Origin of the sequence: Parabacteroides merdae ATCC 43184 (assembly GCF_025151215.1) — a bacterium.
Taxonomy (GTDB): domain Bacteria; phylum Bacteroidota; class Bacteroidia; order Bacteroidales; family Tannerellaceae; genus Parabacteroides; species Parabacteroides merdae.
Genome location: NZ_CP102286.1, coordinates 1,240,139 through 1,256,192 on the forward strand (window position 1 = coordinate 1,240,139; position 16,054 = coordinate 1,256,192).

At 47.6% G+C, this 16,054-nt stretch carries 18 protein-coding genes; 4 read left to right on the forward strand and 14 right to left on the reverse strand.

The genetic code is table 11. The annotated features are described in order from the left end of the window. Nucleotide 1 precedes the first annotated feature (1 nt). Nucleotides 2–1,156: a lactonase family protein gene (locus NQ542_RS05030; RefSeq protein WP_004295300.1), complete on the reverse strand. Its 1,155-nt coding sequence runs from the start codon at nucleotides 1,154–1,156 to the stop codon at nucleotides 2–4. A gap of 279 nt (nucleotides 1,157–1,435) precedes the next feature. On the opposite strand from NQ542_RS05030, the gene NQ542_RS05035 reads away from it, so the two are divergent. Further along, complete coding sequence (locus NQ542_RS05035; RefSeq protein WP_004295301.1) at nucleotides 1,436–2,356, forward strand: helix-turn-helix domain-containing protein; 921 nt, start codon at nucleotides 1,436–1,438, stop codon at nucleotides 2,354–2,356. 68 nt (nucleotides 2,357–2,424) lie between these two features. Here NQ542_RS05035 and NQ542_RS05040 read toward each other — a convergent pair whose 3' ends face one another. The 5 genes from NQ542_RS05040 to NQ542_RS05060 all read right to left on the reverse strand — a co-directional run bounded on the left by NQ542_RS05040 (nucleotide 2,425) and on the right by NQ542_RS05060 (nucleotide 6,168). Then, nucleotides 2,425–3,351 carry a site-specific integrase gene (locus tag NQ542_RS05040; RefSeq protein WP_005641960.1) on the reverse strand — a complete coding sequence of 309 codons (927 nt, stop codon included), beginning with the start codon at nucleotides 3,349–3,351 and terminating at the stop codon, nucleotides 2,425–2,427. Nucleotides 3,352–3,358: 7 nt separating this feature from the next. Next, nucleotides 3,359–4,120 (reverse strand): hypothetical protein, encoded by a 762-nt coding sequence (locus NQ542_RS05045; RefSeq protein ID WP_004295303.1) that lies wholly within the window; start codon nucleotides 4,118–4,120, stop codon nucleotides 3,359–3,361. Between the two features lie 29 nt (nucleotides 4,121–4,149). Next, complete coding sequence (locus NQ542_RS05050; RefSeq protein ID WP_004295304.1) at nucleotides 4,150–5,070, reverse strand: relaxase/mobilization nuclease domain-containing protein; 921 nt, start codon at nucleotides 5,068–5,070, stop codon at nucleotides 4,150–4,152. Nucleotides 5,071–5,074: 4 nt separating this feature from the next. Next, nucleotides 5,075–5,446, reverse strand: a complete 372-nt coding sequence (locus NQ542_RS05055) for a plasmid mobilization protein (protein ID WP_005650044.1) — start codon at nucleotides 5,444–5,446, stop codon at nucleotides 5,075–5,077. 227 nt (nucleotides 5,447–5,673) lie between these two features. Next, entirely contained in the window at nucleotides 5,674–6,168 is a 495-nt protein-coding gene (locus NQ542_RS05060; RefSeq protein ID WP_004295306.1) for a DUF3408 domain-containing protein, read from the reverse strand. A 477-nt stretch (nucleotides 6,169–6,645) separates the two neighbouring features. On the opposite strand from NQ542_RS05060, the gene NQ542_RS05065 reads away from it, so the two are divergent. Further along, nucleotides 6,646–6,957, forward strand: coding sequence for a helix-turn-helix domain-containing protein (locus tag NQ542_RS05065; RefSeq protein WP_004295307.1), 312 nt, complete (start codon nucleotides 6,646–6,648; stop codon nucleotides 6,955–6,957). 43 nt (nucleotides 6,958–7,000) lie between these two features. After that, on the forward strand, nucleotides 7,001–7,324 hold the full coding sequence (locus NQ542_RS05070) for a helix-turn-helix domain-containing protein (RefSeq protein WP_004295308.1): 324 nt from the start codon (nucleotides 7,001–7,003) through the stop codon (nucleotides 7,322–7,324). Between the two features lie 340 nt (nucleotides 7,325–7,664). Here the strand turns inward: NQ542_RS05070 and NQ542_RS05075 are convergent, their stop codons facing one another. Genes NQ542_RS05075 through NQ542_RS05085 form a run of 3 tightly spaced genes read right to left on the reverse strand, consistent with a single transcriptional unit; the run spans nucleotide 7,665 to nucleotide 8,833 of the window. Continuing rightward, nucleotides 7,665–7,844, reverse strand: coding sequence for a hypothetical protein (locus tag NQ542_RS05075; protein ID WP_004295309.1), 180 nt, complete (start codon nucleotides 7,842–7,844; stop codon nucleotides 7,665–7,667). A 4-nt stretch (nucleotides 7,845–7,848) separates the two neighbouring features. Beyond that, nucleotides 7,849–8,241, reverse strand: coding sequence for a hypothetical protein (locus tag NQ542_RS05080; RefSeq protein WP_004295310.1), 393 nt, complete (start codon nucleotides 8,239–8,241; stop codon nucleotides 7,849–7,851). Between the two features lie 31 nt (nucleotides 8,242–8,272). Beyond that, a complete protein-coding gene (locus NQ542_RS05085; protein ID WP_004295311.1) occupies nucleotides 8,273–8,833 on the reverse strand; it encodes an RNA polymerase sigma factor in 561 nt (186 codons plus the stop codon). 323 nt (nucleotides 8,834–9,156) lie between these two features. On the opposite strand from NQ542_RS05085, the gene NQ542_RS05090 reads away from it, so the two are divergent. Beyond that, a complete protein-coding gene (locus NQ542_RS05090; protein WP_224205373.1) occupies nucleotides 9,157–9,408 on the forward strand; it encodes a hypothetical protein in 252 nt (83 codons plus the stop codon). Nucleotides 9,409–9,778: 370 nt separating this feature from the next. Here the strand turns inward: NQ542_RS05090 and NQ542_RS05095 are convergent, their stop codons facing one another. From NQ542_RS05095 to NQ542_RS05115, 5 genes are all read right to left on the reverse strand, one after another. Next, a complete protein-coding gene (locus NQ542_RS05095; RefSeq protein ID WP_004295313.1) occupies nucleotides 9,779–10,378 on the reverse strand; it encodes a GNAT family N-acetyltransferase in 600 nt (199 codons plus the stop codon). A gap of 5 nt (nucleotides 10,379–10,383) precedes the next feature. Then, the gene (locus NQ542_RS05100; RefSeq protein ID WP_004295314.1) at nucleotides 10,384–10,551 is read right to left on the reverse strand and encodes a hypothetical protein; all 168 of its coding nucleotides are present in this window, start codon (nucleotides 10,549–10,551) and stop codon (nucleotides 10,384–10,386) included. Nucleotides 10,552–10,584: 33 nt separating this feature from the next. Further along, on the reverse strand, nucleotides 10,585–11,052 hold the full coding sequence (locus NQ542_RS05105; protein WP_004295315.1) for a hypothetical protein: 468 nt from the start codon (nucleotides 11,050–11,052) through the stop codon (nucleotides 10,585–10,587). A gap of 4 nt (nucleotides 11,053–11,056) precedes the next feature. Next, complete coding sequence (locus NQ542_RS05110) at nucleotides 11,057–12,304, reverse strand: site-specific integrase (RefSeq protein ID WP_005637871.1); 1,248 nt, start codon at nucleotides 12,302–12,304, stop codon at nucleotides 11,057–11,059. 1,052 nt (nucleotides 12,305–13,356) lie between these two features. Continuing rightward, nucleotides 13,357–16,041 (reverse strand): glycoside hydrolase domain-containing protein, encoded by a 2,685-nt coding sequence (locus NQ542_RS05115; RefSeq protein ID WP_005637883.1) that lies wholly within the window; start codon nucleotides 16,039–16,041, stop codon nucleotides 13,357–13,359. Between the last annotated feature and the right edge of the window lie 13 nt (nucleotides 16,042–16,054).

The following is a 16,054-nucleotide window of genomic DNA, read 5'->3' on the forward strand; positions in this document are numbered from 1 at the left end:
TTTATAAGAACTTGACAAACGCCGGTCTTTCCAGTCGGATATTTTTTCCCGTATTCTTCAGTAACCCCGTATTTCGGTTTCTTTCGAATATCTGTATGCAGTTGGCATCCCTGCAAACCACTGCCAAATAGCAACCATCCGGAGAGATGGCAAAACTTCGCGGATAAAGACCTGTTGGCTGAAATCCTATTTGAACCAATGTTCCTTTTTGGGAATCAATGGAATAAACAATTATGCCATCTTCTTTCAAGTGCTTGGAAGCATAGAGGAATTTGCCATCGGATGAAACATGGATATCTGCATTTCCCTCTGCAACGAAAGGGTCGCAGACAATTGTTTGTAAACGTTCCAACTTGCCTTCATTATAGGAGAATACAGTTATTTTACCCGAGAGTTCACTGATGAGATAAGCAAATCTGCCATTCGGGTGAAAACATATATGTCGAGGTCCTGAGCCGGAATCCATCTGTATGCGGACTACTCTTGATTCATCCAACAGAGAATGAGCCTTACCTGCTTCCGGTCGTTTGCCTATCGGAAACAGATAGATACAATCTGTTCCCAAATCGGTAGCAAGAAGGAATTTGCCATCAGGTGTAAAGGTCACGCAATGCAGATGCGATTGTTCCTGCCTTTTTTTATTCGGCCCATTTCCAGCAAAACGAATTATTTTTGTATCACGTTGCAACTTTCCTTTCTTATCCTGTGAGAATACCGTGATGCTGCCACCCTTATAATTTGCTGTCAGAACAAAGTATTCCTTTGGACTGAGAGTAATATAAATAGGAAGTTCACCGTCTGTAGATTGCGAGTTAAGCAGAGACAGCAGACCACTTTCCTTATCAAAAAGCAAAGCATTGGCAGTCGAACTTTTCCCTTCATCATCGCCTATGGCATAAATTCGATTACCAGTGCTATCAGATGTAAGGAAAGCAGGATTTGAAATCCCTCTCAGCCCACACGGATAGTCGACATCGGCAGTTTGTCCGTCAAACCGGTACATTCTGACACCTTCTTCGTCTGGCTTCATATAACATCCTACCAACAGAAATTTTGCATAAGTTCCCTTATCCGGGACATCTTCGGTTGACCGCGCTTGAATCGTAGTGAAGCTAAGCCATAAGATTAACATGACAAATAAAGCTTTTGGTTTCATCTTATTTACCTTTTTGGTTTCACTTGCAAAATTACAGCATTCACATACTGAAGATTAGACCTCAATCACTGATAAAATTACCACTTTCATCGGGCTTGGACCGGGTTAAATGTTATCTGTGAAAATGGTAAGACAGTCTGTGATTAGGGTTATATGTTCGTTGATTGAATGAACTAACTTTGTCGTCATGGAATAAAATAAATAAGGGATAGAAAAGAAACAGCTGTTCCTCAGACAGCAATGTCAATATAAATACTTATTTTTGTAAAAAACAAAAGGATGGTTATGGGAGATATAACAAGAATAGATACAGTTCAGCAGTACTGCGACCTTTTCGAAGTCGAAGCTCTGCACCCGTTGGTCAGCGTTGTGAATTGTTACGAGGTGCAGCCCATCAGACACTCAAAGAAACTGTACAACATTTATGCTGTGTTGCTGAAAGATACTGACTGCGGTACGATGAATTATGGACGGAGCCTCTATGACTATGAAAAAGGCTCCATGCTGTTTATCGCTCCGGGGCAGGTAATGGGTTCTGACGATGATGGCAGTCTGCACCAGCCGGCCGGATGGGCCCTGATGTTCCATCCCGAACTATTGCGCGGTACTTCCCTTGCACATATAATAAAAGAGTATTCTTATTTCTCATATAATGCCAACGAAGCACTGCACCTGTCAGAACAGGAGCGCAAAGTAGTCATTGAATGTATAAACAATGTAGCAGAAGAATTGAGGCATCCTATTGACAAGCACAGCCGTTCTTTGATTATTGATACCATGAAGCTTCTCCTTGACCGCTGCATCCGCTTTTATGACCGCCAGTTCATTACAAGGGAAAATGCCAACAACGATTTGTTGGCGCGTTTTGAATTGTTGCTCAATAATTACTATCATTCTGCCTTGCCAACGAGTAAAGGTATTCCGACGGTACAGTATTGCGCTGACCAACTGTGTCTTTCCACCAATTATTTCAGTGACCTGGTAAAAAAGGAAACCGGTATGTCAGCAATCAAGCATATCCAGCAAAAAATTATGGATATAGCCAAAGAGCGCATCATGAACACGCAAAAAAGTATCAGTCAAATCTCAGATGAAATGGGTTTCCAATACCCGCAACATTTCACACGTTGGTTCAAGAAGATGGAAGGTTGCACACCGAACGAATATCGCAATGAAATTATAAAACAAGCGATAAACTAACTGGTCTTATCATCATTTATTCGTAGAGTCTCTTACAAATAATACTCTGGATATAACCAACAAAGCAATTAATGAACAACTTTGAAATCTTGAACCGATAAACAAAAAAGTTTGATGATCTCCTGCATACACTTTTCCCATCGGATGAACAGCTGTTGTCCGGTCTTTTTCCTGCGGTAAGTCAGGATTCCGTTCGCAATGTCTCCCTTTTTCAGATAAGCCATGTCCACAAAGGACATCCCCCGTGTGTAAAAGCAGAACAGGAACATGTCACGTGCGAAATCAAGGTGGGGTTTCAGGGACAAGTCCAGTCTTTTGATACGCCTGATATCATTTAAATGAATGGCCCGTTTCAAGGTCTTTTCCACACCTGTATAAACAGACTTGAACAGGTTCCGCTGTCCGGTCAGTCCGTTCTCCACCGCACGGTTGTAGACCGCTTTCAGAATGCGCATGTAGAACGAGATTGTATTGGGTGAGTTCCCCCTGTTTTTCAGATAAGCCTCGTATTCCATGAGCAAGTCAGAGCTAAGTTCGCCAAACAGTATATCGCTACCTTTCATAAAACTGCTGAAACTTTTGAGCGCGGCTGTATAGGTTTCAGAGGTCCGTATCTTTCCCAAACGTTTCAGCCTTACTATCTGTTGCCGGATATAGTCGTTAAACGAAGGTTCTTGTCCGCTGTCATGGAAACGTATGACGATATCATCCGCTGTAAACGGACCGGATTGGCTTAATGTCCTGATAGCCTTTTCCAGTCGGATTTTGTCCCGTCTTATCCGTTCCCCTACCGATAGAAGATAATTGTCCCGTTCCATCCCTGCAGGGTGTTGACAGGGAATGACCGCTTCGGAACGTTGGTCCCATTCCGAAGCGAAAAGTTTGTATCCGGTACTGATCTGCCTGACCACACGGTTATGAATCACCTGATAATACAGTGCGCCCTCCCTGCCTTCCGCGGACGAGGACCTGAATTTGGTTCTGATTGTTGCCATAGTGCAGTCATTTTGAATTGGGATTGTCCAGTTGCTTCCTGATTTCCTGTGCCTCCCTGAACAGCCGGTGCGCCAGACTGTCCTTGTAGGCTGCCATTTCATGGTTACGGATGCGGTTCCTGACCGAGTCCTCAAAAGCGGTCACCAGCCTTTCCACACGCCGGATCTTTTCCTCGTCCCGCTTGATGGTGAAATGCTTCTCAAGGAAGGCGATGTCGGGATCATCCCCCGGCAGGCAGATCCTGATGGCTCGGTATTTCAAATCGGCATCTTTCAAAAGCCGGTTCGTGCGGTACTGGTTGCAGTTGGTCCAGACGGAAATGATCAGTGCCAGGATCAGTGCTGAAGCTGTCGTTACCACTGCCTTGGATGCGCTTTCCAGACGGTAGGTCACCAGTCTGCGCTCCGGTTCCTTTTTCAGCAGGACCATTCTCTCATCCAGCCGTCTCACTGTCTCCTTTACAGCTTGGCAGTCTTGACTCAGGCAGTATCTAATCTTTTCCATCTCCCCGGCAAACGTTTCGGCAGACAACGGCCAGCCTTCCGACAACCGGACGGTATGGTTACGTACCGCTGCTATTTCCAAGCCGTTTTTCTCCACCGCGGATTGCAGGCGTTCCAGACGGATTTTCAGTTCCGCAATCCCTTCCGGGGAACTGGTCCGGTTTCCAACTGCGGGGCTTGTGCCTTCCACGGGCAGCGTCTCCACTTTCTTCTCGATCCTTTCAAGGCATCCGTAGATGCCTTCCAGATAATTTTCCTCTTTCATCTTTCAAAGTTTTTTGTTATACATATGGTTCACAAACTCCTTCCTTTCCTGCGCTTCTTCTTTCTCCGCAGGCGTTCCGCCTCTTTCTCGTCCTCCGTCGGTGCCACCGACGGCATGAACACGCCACCCGTACCGGTGACTTCGACCAGGTTATCAATAACAGAACCATGACTTTGTTCATGGTACGGTTGCTTTTGGGAAACGTCATTTTCCAGGGACGTGACATGGTTATGGTCCAATGCCGCATCCAGCCTTGACCAGCTGAAACTGCGGTCAATCCCACTTCCCTTGAATGACAGACCGTTCTTTATAAAGCGGATGCCCTGCACTTCATTAGTGTTTCCCTTGTACTTGAATTCCATTTCCACGCCCATTTTTAAGAGCTTATTTTGAAATTCTTTCCATGTATCTGCACTCCTCAAAGCTTCCTTGACCGCACGGTATATTTCGTATTTCACCTTTTCGGAAGCATGCAGCTTTTCCGTTTTAACGGACTGTTTGCCTTCGGAATAGGTGAGCGAATACTTGTCCTTAAGCATTTTTGTCACTTTCTCGTTGCGCCTGAAATCGTTGCTGTCGGAAATCACCTTCCCGTCGAAGTCCACCCGGTTGAAGACGATGTGGCAGTGCGGGTTGTCCGTCCCGTGATGCCTCACCACGATGAACTGCGTGTTCCGTATCCCCATCAGTTCCAGGTATTCCCCCGCCAGCCTTGCCATAAACGCGTCGGTCAGCCTCGGTGCGTCCTCCGGCTTGAAGCTGAGCGCGATGTGTCCCACCGGTTTCGCCACGTCCGGATTCAGCAGGCATTGCCACCGGAAACTTCGCGCCATCTCTTCTGCCGTTCCCAGCAGCACGCCTTCCGAGGCGATGATTTCCGCGTCGTCCTTCTGCGTCACGTAGCGTATGCAGCCGCCGAACGAGCGGCCTTTCCTGATCTTCCCTATCATGAGGCTATCCTCCTTTCGGTCTGTAATCATCCATGATCCGCTTCAGCTTTCCCAGCAGCCCCTCTATCAGCAGCCTTGTCCTGTAAAAGCCGGTCTGGTGCGAGAGCTTTGTCAGCTGGTTCAGGTTGTTAGCCATTCCCGCCAGGCTGCGCAACAGTGCGTTCTCCTCCGGTGTATGCCTTGCCGTAACGGTGGCCGCCAGTGCTGCCTCCCTGATATAGACCGCCAGACTCCGGCCGGACTTCCCTGCCCTGAACCTGAGAGCCTCGTAGCTGACGGGGGAGAACTTCACCGTCACGCCTCTGGTCAATTTACGCGTCCTGCCCAGTGCCGGACGGCCACATTTTTTCTTCATCCCATTCACATCGTTTGTCATATGTTTTTTCTTTTTCGTCCGTACTTCTTTCATTCCAAAATCTGCGACCGGCGGGAGCGGATTTGCCCTCCCAGCAACCGCCGGGCGCGGGGAGCAAGGGTTTTCGGGAATCCGGAAACATACCCTTGCTCCCCCCACAGAAAAATCCCCCCGCATTTTCCACATTGAAGCGGGTACACAGGGGACTGTGCATACATCGGGTATACTCCACGCCCGGTAACAGGCTGTCAGATTTTTCTCCACTGCTCGATGTCCTCACGGTAGGCGGCAAGATGCTCCCTGGCAAGGTTCTCCAGCAGTCCGGAAACGCTCATGCCACGCCCACCGAGCCTGCGGACGATGGCGTCCAGTTCGTCCCTCACATCCTCACTGACGAACACCGTCTTGCGCTTCCTAATCTTCGGGACGGTGAGGTATGTTTCTCGGTACTCCTCCAGCGAGGCCCTACGCTGCCTGCCGCTCGTCCTTCTTCTCACGGGGTCTTCCGGTTCCGGCGGGGTGTCCTTTCTTCCCGCTTCCCCGGACACCTCTTCCGCAACGGCCCCGGATGGAATCACCGGTTCCGCATCCGTACCGGCGGATTCTCCCGAACCGGGTTCCATCATGAGTCTTTCCCACCACTCGTCGTGGCCGGCTCCGGGACTACGGCCGTTCTTTCTGTCTGCGGTTTCGGATACCGCCATTTTCTTCCCTTTCGTTTTTTCAGTCGGTTCACTTTTCATTGTACATGGATTTTAGATGGTTGATACTGTGGGCACAGTCTACCCGTTTGCCCGATTGTCGGAAGCAAATAAAACGATAATAACAAGTGCTGTGAAACGGACGGGTCCGATTGGCGGGGTTTGCCGTGTTATTCATATTGTTGGATCAGTCTGACGGTGATGACTTCACAAATATACGCACCGGAAATTTCCCACTCTTCGGGAACGGATCTGAACGTCTGTTTACTAAAAGCAAATGAATATTAAAATCCGATTTCCATGACATCTGATGACATATAATGACATCTGATGAAGGGGCGGAACCATATCCGGGAACAATCATTTACTTTGCAGATGAAACAAGTACGCATATGGTGTCAAAGGTAGTCATCCTGTCTTGAAATTCAGGACGTTCCGCCGGGATTCACTAAATTGCGGAACGGAATCCGGATCCGAAAAGAGAATGAAACAGATGTCAAACCTGAAATTACAGTGATTATGGAAATAGTGAACATTGAGGCAAGGACCTTCGAGGCGATGCTCTCGGCCTTCCGGACGTTTGCGGACCGGCTGGACACCCTCTGCCGGCTGTACGGCGACATGGAGGAGAAGAAATGGCTGGACAACCAGGAGGTGTGCCTGCTGCTGAAGGTCAGCCCGAGAACCCTGCAGACCCTCCGTGACAACGGCACGCTGGCATACACACAGATCTGCCACAAGACATATTACAAGCCCGGGGACGTGGAAAGTATCATCCGGATAGTGGAGGAGCGCCGCAAGCGGGCTGAAAGTATGGGAAGGTCGATCTGAAAGGCCATGAAAAACGAATGTCGAACAAAAAAAAGATCAAGTCATGATGAATACCGATAACCGTCTGCTCACCCGTGAGAGCAGCGAGCATATAAGAGAGTTCTTCTCCACCGTCGAACGTCTCTCCGTTTCCATGGAGCGTCTCTTTGCCGGCAGGTCACCGGCGATGGCGGGCGAGAACTTCTATACGGACCGCGAACTGGCTGAAAAGCTGAAAGTGAGCCGCCGCAGCCTGCAACAGTACCGTGACAGCGGTCTGCTTGCCTTCACCCGGCTGGGCGGCAAGATACTGTACCGTTCTTCCGACATCGAGAAGCTGCTTGACGGCTGCTACCGGGAGGCGAGAACCAGGCCGGAGGAACTTTAGAAAAGTTCCGTACGGGATCGTGAATGAAGGGGCGGTCGGTTGTCATACCGGTCGCTCCTTCATTTTCTTTCCACCGGATGAACGACTTTAATTTGCTCGTAAAATACTTATACACAGAGTGTTTTTTTCTTTATGAATTATGATCCGGTGACAACATTGGCATAACATGGCGGGACATGGAAACATTTTTCCGATATGGCAATAAGATACGGGGATTCCATTATAAAAAAAGACTCTTATTTTATTATGTCATTATGTTATTCTGAAATTGGGGCGGGCCGTTCGTGTACCGGTGGGACGATCCGTTTCCGTAATGGCGGCACATTCCGTACTGGTATCATTATCCTCCGGCAATGCCGTTTCCCGGTCTTTTCGGAGTGACCTTATGCCGGCCGGTGACAACCGCATGTCCGTGTGTAAACATGGCGGCGCATAAAAACAGGCACATCCTCCGGGCTCCTGTCCCGTCGGATGCACCTGTCTCCGTCATGTCATATACAGCCGGACTCCTCCGGCCCATGCCTCTATCTGAGTATCGGATTCGAGAGCAGTATCTTGTAATAGGCCACTCCGCCAATCTCTACCGGCATCCTCGCCATCATGAACTGCACGCTCTTCCTCTCCACCTTCGCCTGCCGCATGAGTCTCTGCACGATAAACCCCGCCGAGAACCTTGCGCATCTTTTATCCTTCCAGACAATGAACCCCTCGCTATCATCGGCCCGGCAGATGTACCAGTCATCCGTCTCGTCGTCGTGGGCGAAGTTCACCCGTCCGCCACCGAGGATTCCCAATTCGATTGACATCGTCTTTGACAGATAGACGGTCCCCCTGCTGTCAAGGTTGATGGTCCGCTTTCCCTTGTATGTGACTTCCTGCGGACGGGAGTTTTCCCTGTTGTATACTATCAGTGCCATAACTTTCTTACTTTTCCGTTAAACAATTTTTTCAATACATGAAGCTTTCCACCGCCAGCATCTGACTTCTCCATGCGAAACCGCTGTGGGTACGTACCGCGTCCACTATCCTGCATACTTTCTGCGATATGGCCGATGCCGAGATACCCATGCATTCCGCCAGTGCCTTGAACGAGAACTGCGCCTCATAGAACCTGAGCATGAACATCCGGTACTCCTCGTAGGAGAACTTCTGCCTTACGAAACGCAGTATGTCTCTTACCAGCCGCTCGCACCCGTTCAGGTCGTCCTCGGAAAGGAATTTTGCCTCTTCGCCACATCGGAGGAAGAAATCATCTTCAGGGTGTGCATACCGATTCTCCCTTTTAATCTTTACCAGGGCCGCCTTTTTGTAGCATCCGATGAAATACGCGTCATAGTCCGTTATGTCCTTTCCGGGAACCAGCACCTGCCTTCTTACAAAAAGGTAGGTGTCATGGAAATTGTCCTCGTCCAGCATTCCGTACCGGCGTAACGTCCCTCTCAACCTGTCATAGGATGCAGTGAACCACTCGTTGAACAGTCTTTCCTTTTCTGCGCTCTTGTCTGCCATAGCTTTATATTTTTTTGAGTTATACATGGCCTACACGGGTAGGCATTCTTATTTCTTGTGCTTCCTCCAGTTTGTTTTTCGGCGGTCTCCGGCAAGGCTTGCCGTGAAAAAATACGCTCACGCGAAGCGTGAGGAAGATTTTTTCACGTGCAACCAGCCCGAAGGGCCGCCTTGCGGGACCGGCCTGAAAAACAACTATTTTTGCCGCAAGAAATGAGGATGATGGATTCCTTCCTTCTATCTATTGTCTGTCCGGTGAGAATTTAGATTCCATGCAGCTTTTCTGTCTTTGGTATGTTTGGAGAAATATTCAAGGATATGAAATGAGAACGGCAATACGTGATGTTGCGGAAGGAGCAGATATGGGATTGGAAACAGGAAGCGTGCCCGGGCTTTCATGCAGTTTATACGGCGGTGTTGATTTTGGGGAGGATTACAGGGAAGTGACAGGAAAGTCGGCCGTTCCGGAGAAATTGTATGTGTACGTTGTTCCTTCCGAAATACGGAGTCTTTTAAAATCATGGAAGACCTCATTCGGGAGTGTGTCTCGATATTTGCCTGAGACAAAATTATAAGTCGCCTATTCATGGATAAGTATTTGGAATATATCAACGACATGCTACGATGCAATAAAGAGAATCGGAACGGCAGACTGAAACTCGCAATCTGCTGATAATGCGGACTATTCTAAAACAAGTGTGGAAAACTTGAAGACATCCGACGGAAAACCTTGGAAAAAGAAGAACCGGACAAAGTCTCCGCCTTCAAAATAATGCTCTATTATGCCACAGGTGCGGCATTACTTGTCATTCCGGATTGGCTTCCCATGAAATCCACCGCCCGCCATCAAGAAAACGGCCGGTGCCATATGGCAGGTAATCGTAGCGACAGCCTGTCTTTGGAACCCGTTGTCACCCTAAAGGATTTTACTGATATATTATTATGTCAGTCCTTTTTCAAATCAAAATACAGCAAACGGGTTTTCAAAGGTTCATCTTGCGGAATATCATAATATTGCTTTTCTATCACGTCTGTTTTATAGAGTGGAACGAAACCGTTTCTTTCATAATACCTGAGAATCTTTTCCTCATTGTATGCATCCACCACGATAAAACGGCATCCTGTCTTGTTGTCCTCATGACGGAACCAGTCTTTTATGAAAGCCATCAGTTGCCGTCCTACGTGGCTTGATGTACCCTGATATTCCAGGTTGACCCCCAGTCTTCCTATCAGCACGGCCGGATAGCTGCGTCCACGTTTAGGATTTACAATATTGCGTTGCAGCCTGTTTTTATCATTGGGGGATATTAATCTGGTCTTGATACTGTCATTGGACAAGGTAAACAAGGCCACAATACGATGCGGGATTTCAGTCGTCACCCAACAATATGTTTTCCCAAGGAGTTCATCCGCATACAGATCGGCATCATTGAGAAAAAAATCATCAAGGTCATTCTCGCCACAAGTGAAAGGAAGGCAATTCCTCCGTACTTCCTTGTTATAGGCAAGCATGACACAATCATCATATAAAGAAATACCGTCCATTGCTGTTAATTGAACCGGAATGAACGGGATTTCTCCAATACTTTTCGCAACCGTTTCTTTGCCTCCACTGATAACCGGGGTGTTACCTTTGCGGCGTTCTTGTCTGCACTGCGTACGAAATCTTCCGCCGTAACGCCCTCCAAAACCGGAATGTTCTTGATAGTTATAGCCATAATATTATTTTTTGCAAAAATACAACTTTGTTGTTATACAGCCAAATAATAGCCCGTCTTCCACTCTTTTTTCCGGAATGTTCCTCCATATCCGGAAAAGTCTGTGTCACGCCACCCGTTGCGGTAAGCCGTTTTTCTCAAGGAAAGGGCAGGCAATACCGGCGGACGTGGATATGGGCAAAACAACCCGCATATGCAATGCAGAGGGAGCAGGAGAGCCTTCACCACAGCCGGAGAGAAAAGTGGTTTCATGCCGGGGTACGGCATGAAAAGGGGCTCCCGGACAGTTCTTTTCCTTGTCGCACATGCACTACGTCGGTCGCAGTTTTCGCCTTCTGAATCCCTCTTACGTCCGTCCCTGCGCTTTCGGAGCGTTTTTCCGGCAGAAAATTTCGCCGTACGGAAATTTTCTGCCGGAAACCGAAGGGAAAACGCGGAGTCCCGCAGGGACGGACGAACTTTGATGAGGAAGGGGAAAATCATCCGTTTCATAAATACCATTTCCTCAGATGGCATCGCATATTTCCTTCTCCATCTTTTCCAGCTTATGGGACAGGATTTCCATGTCGCTGCTGATCTTCTGGTTGGTTATCCGGGCATATATCTGGGTGGTTTTCAAATCCGTATGCCCCAAAAGACGGCTTACGGTCTCGATGGGTACACCGTGCGAGAGCAGCACGGTGGTGGCGTTCGTATGCCGGGCCACATGATAGGTCAGCCGTATCTTGAAACCGCACTGCCTGCCAAGTTCCTTCAATATGGTGTTGCATCTGCCGTTGCTCGGTACCGGAAATACATGACCGTCCTTGGACAGTCCCTTATACTTCTCTATGATGCGCTTGGGCACGTCCAGCAGGCGGATGTTGGACTCGGTGTTTGTCTTGCGACGGCGGGTGATGATCCAGAGGTTGCCGTCGAAGAAGGTCTGGAGCCGGTCGGTCGTCAGTGCCTTCACGTCCGCGTATGCCAGTCCGGTGAACACAGAGAAGATGAAGAGGTCGCGTACCAGTTCGCAGGTCCCGCTTTTCACCGGGGTCTCCATCAACGTCTGTATCTCACACTCCGTCAGGTAGCCTCGGTCAACGCTCTCGGGGGAATTGATGTACCCGGCGAAGGGGTTGAAGGGAAGCGCACCGCTGTTGCGGGCGATGGAGATGACGTGCTTGAGCCCGATCATGTAACCCCATACGGTATTGGTGCGGCATTTCTTCTCCGTACGCAGGAAATACTCGAAGTTGTTGATGAAGGTCAGGTTGAGTTCCTTCAGGGGGATGTCGTCACGGCGGTATACTTTCGGGACGAACTCGCAAAGGTGCCTGTATATGGTACGGTAGCGGTTGTATGTTCCCTGCACGCGGCTGTGTCCCACTTTCTTGATGAACTCCTCGTTGTGCTGCTCGAAGAGCTTCAGCAGCGTCTCGCGTTTCACGCCCAGCCCGAGGCAGGCGTCCCTCAGCCTGGCGGCGGTGACATAGCCGTCGGACTGCATCAGTTCCTGGTAACGGCGGTTCACGTCCACGCGTATCCGGTCAACCGCCGCATTGATTTTCTGCGCCTCGGCGCTCTTGCCCGTGGCACGTGCCGTTTTCACGTCCCAAAGTTTCGGGGGCACGTCCAGCTTGCAGCTGAACTGCTTGATTTCGCCGTCTACCGTAAGACGGCACATCAGGGGGAGATAGCCGTTGGCTCTCTCGCTGCCCTTCTTCACGTAGAAGAGGATTTTGAAGGTCGATCTGCTCATACTCGTTTTCATACTTTTTTGATCGTTACAAAGTTAATATCAAGCGAGTTGTCCTCAGGTATGAAAAACTGTGCAAATTACTGAAATAGAATCTGTTGTGCCGTTTCTTGTTCCTGTTATATCAGTAACGATATGGGAACTGAAGTCTTTCGCAGCTTTTATCGGACCTCCTTTTTCAGCTTATGCAGTATTATGAGTTAAACACCTAACCACTTAATAGACTGCATTTTTGCTGTATTATCATCAACCTTGCTTTTTCTTTCTGCGTTTACTTTAAATAATCACGATTAGGTTGCGTAGACTAGATTTAGTAGATGATCCCGAAGAACCAGGTAACCGTAAAGACTGCCAGCACAATCAGGTATATCCTTACGATACGTTCACTTTACCGAAATTACTGCACACGGAATCCTTCTAAAATTTAAACATACAGATTTACCATAAGGAAACGAAGACAGGGCAACCGCATCAAAATTTTCCAAGGTTGCGATCTTCATACGGAGTTTTCTACAAATCTTCTATCACTCTATCACTACGAAGGTTGTAGCTATTAATATTCAAGAGTTAGAGACAGTGATACAGGACGTTTCCCTCCATCACTCCTCTATCACTTCTGAAACATTGCATTTTATCATATTATTGAAAAACAGCACATTGTTTTCTTTTGCTTTTGAAAAAGCATATGAAATAATCGAATAAACAAATGTAAAAACGAATATAATAGGTATTAAATTGGAGAAATACGGTTCTTCATTTCACAAAAGTCCTCTCTTTTTTTAGCAGAAACAAGCACATAATTCCGTAAACACCCCCATGTTGCCTTCCTTAACATCCGGGTGTAGAGAGTCGGTACATCCGGGTGTAAGAGGGGGCAACATGGGGGTGTCCGGCAACTAAAGTGCCTTGCCGAGCAATGAAAACCACCCGGTTTTACCTATTTTACAGCCGTTTTTGCATAAAATAATCGAGTGATTTGTTGCGTATTTTGTCATGGTTGTAATATTTATACTTGAAACGTAAGCTGAATGTCCTGTTTCCATACCTTACCTTATAACAGGGAATATTCATTTTTCAAGCAGGATGATCATACCACTTCTCCCCATAATTTCGCATTGTTCCAAGTTGTTCAGCCGGCTACCCCATTGTATGTCCCTTATTTCCGGCAATGAAATCGTAGCTGGGTGGAAACCTAATGCTTTCTCATCGATGGATATTTTTGCCTTTTGTGGTAGATCCGTCCAATTGGCTATCACGAGAAGAGCTTTATTTTCATTCGTATAAACGGTTGCAAGGAGATTTGCATTGTCCGTTTTAACAGGGTTGTTTTCATCCCAATAGCCATGCATGGTTGCTTTATCCATTCCGAACGAATCCCACAATTGCCAGAGTGGGACAGGATTACCGCTCCAGGGTAAACGGGGAAGCATTCCAAATACCATACCCCGAAAAGGATTGCGTGCGTCCAGTGTCTCGCTTAACAAGCCAAACGGAATACCAGACATTTCCACCAACCAGAAGTCTACCGAGTTGTCAGCTTTGAAACCTTCGCCAATCCAAGTGCGATCGATATAAGGGAGAAGCTCTGTATAAAGATGCAGGGAGTTGGCATAACCAGCCCACTGGTTCATGTGGTTCCAAGAGTGAATGTCGATCAGGCGTCGCTTGCCGTCTGCATCGAGGATGCGTCGAGCACGTTGCAGCGTTTTACGGTCAAGAGCGCTATCGTCAATATAAATGCCGTCGACTTCCAAGTTTTTCACCATCCAATCCAGTCCGGCCAGATAATAGTTGTTCCAACGGGAATCGGGAGTCGTTATAACAGAAATGTCCATATCACCTGCATATTTTCCCTCTTCGAAAGCGTTATACCAAGCAGGGATGAAATGCGTGGCAAGGTTCTTGTTCAACCACTCGTTCGGTCCGTTACGATGAATTAATGTACGCGTATCCTTTCCGGGACCGTCATGGATCACTTCTCCGCCCAAACTACGCAAAGCCCATAGTTCGGGGATTTTCACGGTCAGTTCCCGTGTCGTGTAATATAAACGGACACCGAGATTCTTACTATGAGCTTCAGAGATGAAACGTTTCAGATCGGCGACTGATTCGTCATAATACGGATAGTTGATAAAAGGATAAATATCTTTCTTATGATGGACATTGATCAAGTTTGCTCCGGCTTTCAAAGCTGCCGGAATATAACCAGCACTTACGTCGCTGTTCGAGTGGTAGAAACGTTCTGTTGCCTGTGATTTCAAGTCAATCGGTTTAACAGGGGTGATTTGCATATCGAAATTGTAGTGCAGGATTTCGTTTTTGCGTGAACAGCGTTCGCCACTGTAAACGATCATTCGTGTTTCACCATCTTTTTCCGGCTGGATGCGGATACCACCTTTGTTGTTATTTCCCCAGGAAACAGGCAGGTTCAGTTTACCAAGTGCGTAATAGATATTGACTAACGGACGCACAAAATTCTCATCCATGAAATGAAGGTTAAGGCCGGCGTTGACATTTCCCATCCAGATTTTGTCCTGTTGTTTATCGGTGTCCCATTTCCATGATATCAGTGTGTCTGGACGAAATCCGCCTTTGTGCCCCAATCCCATCATATATTTGGATGCATAAGTCGTGTAAGGGACTTCCAAACGTATATCTTTGATTTCGATATCTTGTTTCGGTTTGACTTGAAGACGGATATTACTAATACCGTCGAACCCGAAAGTTCCCCGACATACTACATTGAAGTTTTGGCTCTTTAGTATCGTTTCCCAACTAATGGAAGCGTTATTACGGTTAGTGATACGGAGACTTCCTGGCTTCAAGGCTTCCTGTCCATTGAAAGTTTCGATAATAAATGCCATTTCCTTTGCCAGTACGGCATTTGAGATAGAATCACTGAGTCTGTTATTGGCATCATAACAAGTGGTTATCCTGCAAGGTAGCCCGCTCGAAGAAAGTTCAATTTCGCCGCCCAACCAGGAAAGAGTTTTCTTCCGGATAGTTACAGGTGTATAAGGTGCAGTCGGTTCATCGGCATTTCCCAGTGTGGAGTTGAGCCAGCGCAAACGGGTTTTCCGCCAACCTTCGTTATCTCCATGATTGGCGATCGGTGAGCCGGACACGTTTAGCTCAATTGCTATTTCGACAGGTTGGGAGCTTCCTTCCTTCACAAAAGCTTTTCCTTTATATATCCCTTTGGCTGATGCAGGGATGTCCATCCCGATCCAGAGTGCCTGTACATATCCTTTAGGGATACAGACGGTTTTCCGGAATGTTTGTCCGTCGGTATCGGTGCCTTCCTGGTTGAAACATTGGAATGAGGTGGATTTTATTTTATTTCCATCGGCATTTACCAAGTCGGAGAATGAAACGGAGACACCTTTCAACTCTTTGAAAGGTGTGAAAACACCGATTTGCCACGTATAGAATTCACCAGGTTGACAGTCTCCTTTCAATTGTAGCCAAGTGTCGAAAACGCGTTCCGTCCAACGGGCCGGAATGATTTGATCAAGACGGATATCATGCATCCGATCTTCAGCAAAACAAAAATAGCCTGCTGCCGGTTTCTGTGTCAGCAATTTTTGTAGAGCCGTATCCGAGGTAGCCTGTCGCATTTCGGAGTCCTGTTCATTAACAGTTCCGGTACGCTTCAAGTCGTCGAAAGCATTCGTGATTGTCTCCTGAGCTTTCAAGTCAACATTACTCCAGGCAAGGAGCAATACAACGACTGTTAGGAATGTTTTCTTCATATTTGTTTGTTTT

What these genes read in the sequence shown, in the direction of transcription:
- NQ542_RS05030 (WP_004295300.1), bottom strand. Translation starts at nt 1,156, where the DNA reads ATGAAACCAAAAGCTTTATTTGTCATGTTAATCTTATGGCTTAGCTTC.
- NQ542_RS05035 (WP_004295301.1), top strand. Translation starts at nt 1,436, where the DNA reads ATGGTTATGGGAGATATAACAAGAATAGATACAGTTCAGCAGTACTGC.
- NQ542_RS05040 (WP_005641960.1), bottom strand. Translation starts at nt 3,351, where the DNA reads ATGGCAACAATCAGAACCAAATTCAGGTCCTCGTCCGCGGAAGGCAGG.
- NQ542_RS05045 (WP_004295303.1), bottom strand. Translation starts at nt 4,120, where the DNA reads ATGAAAGAGGAAAATTATCTGGAAGGCATCTACGGATGCCTTGAAAGG.
- NQ542_RS05050 (WP_004295304.1), bottom strand. Translation starts at nt 5,070, where the DNA reads ATGATAGGGAAGATCAGGAAAGGCCGCTCGTTCGGCGGCTGCATACGC.
- NQ542_RS05055 (WP_005650044.1), bottom strand. Translation starts at nt 5,446, where the DNA reads ATGACAAACGATGTGAATGGGATGAAGAAAAAATGTGGCCGTCCGGCA.
- NQ542_RS05060 (WP_004295306.1), bottom strand. Translation starts at nt 6,168, where the DNA reads ATGAAAAGTGAACCGACTGAAAAAACGAAAGGGAAGAAAATGGCGGTA.
- NQ542_RS05065 (WP_004295307.1), top strand. Translation starts at nt 6,646, where the DNA reads ATGGAAATAGTGAACATTGAGGCAAGGACCTTCGAGGCGATGCTCTCG.
- NQ542_RS05070 (WP_004295308.1), top strand. Translation starts at nt 7,001, where the DNA reads ATGATGAATACCGATAACCGTCTGCTCACCCGTGAGAGCAGCGAGCAT.
- NQ542_RS05075 (WP_004295309.1), bottom strand. Translation starts at nt 7,844, where the DNA reads ATGGGCCGGAGGAGTCCGGCTGTATATGACATGACGGAGACAGGTGCA.
- NQ542_RS05080 (WP_004295310.1), bottom strand. Translation starts at nt 8,241, where the DNA reads ATGGCACTGATAGTATACAACAGGGAAAACTCCCGTCCGCAGGAAGTC.
- NQ542_RS05085 (WP_004295311.1), bottom strand. Translation starts at nt 8,833, where the DNA reads ATGGCAGACAAGAGCGCAGAAAAGGAAAGACTGTTCAACGAGTGGTTC.
- NQ542_RS05090 (WP_224205373.1), top strand. Translation starts at nt 9,157, where the DNA reads ATGAGAACGGCAATACGTGATGTTGCGGAAGGAGCAGATATGGGATTG.
- NQ542_RS05095 (WP_004295313.1), bottom strand. Translation starts at nt 10,378, where the DNA reads ATGGACGGTATTTCTTTATATGATGATTGTGTCATGCTTGCCTATAAC.
- NQ542_RS05100 (WP_004295314.1), bottom strand. Translation starts at nt 10,551, where the DNA reads ATGGCTATAACTATCAAGAACATTCCGGTTTTGGAGGGCGTTACGGCG.
- NQ542_RS05105 (WP_004295315.1), bottom strand. Translation starts at nt 11,052, where the DNA reads ATGGTATTTATGAAACGGATGATTTTCCCCTTCCTCATCAAAGTTCGT.
- NQ542_RS05110 (WP_005637871.1), bottom strand. Translation starts at nt 12,304, where the DNA reads ATGAAAACGAGTATGAGCAGATCGACCTTCAAAATCCTCTTCTACGTG.
- NQ542_RS05115 (WP_005637883.1), bottom strand. Translation starts at nt 16,041, where the DNA reads ATGAAGAAAACATTCCTAACAGTCGTTGTATTGCTCCTTGCCTGGAGT.